Annotated in this window: 1 protein-coding gene; it reads left to right on the top strand. The window is 56.8% G+C overall.

All coding sequences use genetic code 11. The annotated features are described in order from the left end of the window. A partial coding sequence (locus FRT59_RS27060; RefSeq protein WP_342449341.1) for an immunoglobulin-like domain-containing protein occupies positions 1–1,097 on the top strand: 1,097 nt, incomplete at both ends.

Here is a 1,097-nt window from a genome sequence, read left to right as displayed (position 1 = left end):
GTCACCACCGCCATCAAAGGCGTGACCGGTGGCGAGCATTTCGAAAACCTAGTGCCAGGCACTACGGCGGTTAACACCACCGTCACCGATACTCCGGGCACCGATAACACCACTACCGTCACGTTGACTGCACCGAGTGCCGTTAACGAAGGTGGACAGATCACCTATACCGCGACCTTGAGCAACAAGGCCGGTACTGACGTCACCTTGAAATTGGATAACGGCTCGTCCATTACCATCAAGGCCGGCGATACCGTCGGCACGGTAACCGTCCCAGCGCCTACCGATGACGTGTTCATCGACAAGAGCACCCAAACGGTCAAGATCACCGACGCTTCTGGCGGCAACTTCGAAAAACTGGAAGTCGCAGGCAACGGCGCTACCACGACGATCAACGACACCATCGACAAGGTTGATGTGGTTCTGACCGCCACCACCACCGTCGGCGAAGGCGGCAATATCGTCTATACCGCCAGCCTTGTGGATAAGAATGGCGCGCCGGTAACCAACATCACCAATCCGTTGACCGTAACCCTGGACAACGGCAAAACCATCACCATCGGCGTAAACCAGTCGAGCGGCACTGTCTCGGTTGTCGCTCCAGATGATGTGTACAAAGGCGATCAAACCGTCACCACCGCCATCAAAGGCGTGACCGGTGGCGAGCATTTCGAAAACCTAGTGCCAGGCACTACGGCGGTTAACACCACCGTCACCGATACTCCGGGCACCGATAACACCACTACCGTCACGTTGACTGCACCGAGTGCCGTTAACGAAGGTGGACAGATCACCTATACCGCGACCTTGAGCAACAAGGCCGGTACTGACGTCACCTTGAAATTGGATAACGGCTCGTCCATTACCATCAAGGCCGGCGATACCGTCGGCACGGTAACCGTCCCAGCGCCTACCGATGACGTGTTCATCGACAAGAGCACCCAAACGGTCAAGATCACCGACGCTTCTGGCGGCAACTTCGAAAAACTGGAAGTCGCAGGCAACGGCGCTACCACGACGATCAACGACACCATCGACAAGGTTGATGTGGTTCTGACCGCCACCACCACCGTCGGCGAAGGCGGCAATATCGTCTA

The sequence above is a fragment of the Pseudomonas haemolytica genome, assembly GCF_009659625.1.
Taxonomy (GTDB): domain Bacteria; phylum Pseudomonadota; class Gammaproteobacteria; order Pseudomonadales; family Pseudomonadaceae; genus Aquipseudomonas; species Aquipseudomonas haemolytica.
The sequence above is the reverse complement of the archived record's forward strand: the minus strand, read 5'-3'. Positions and strand labels throughout refer to the sequence as shown.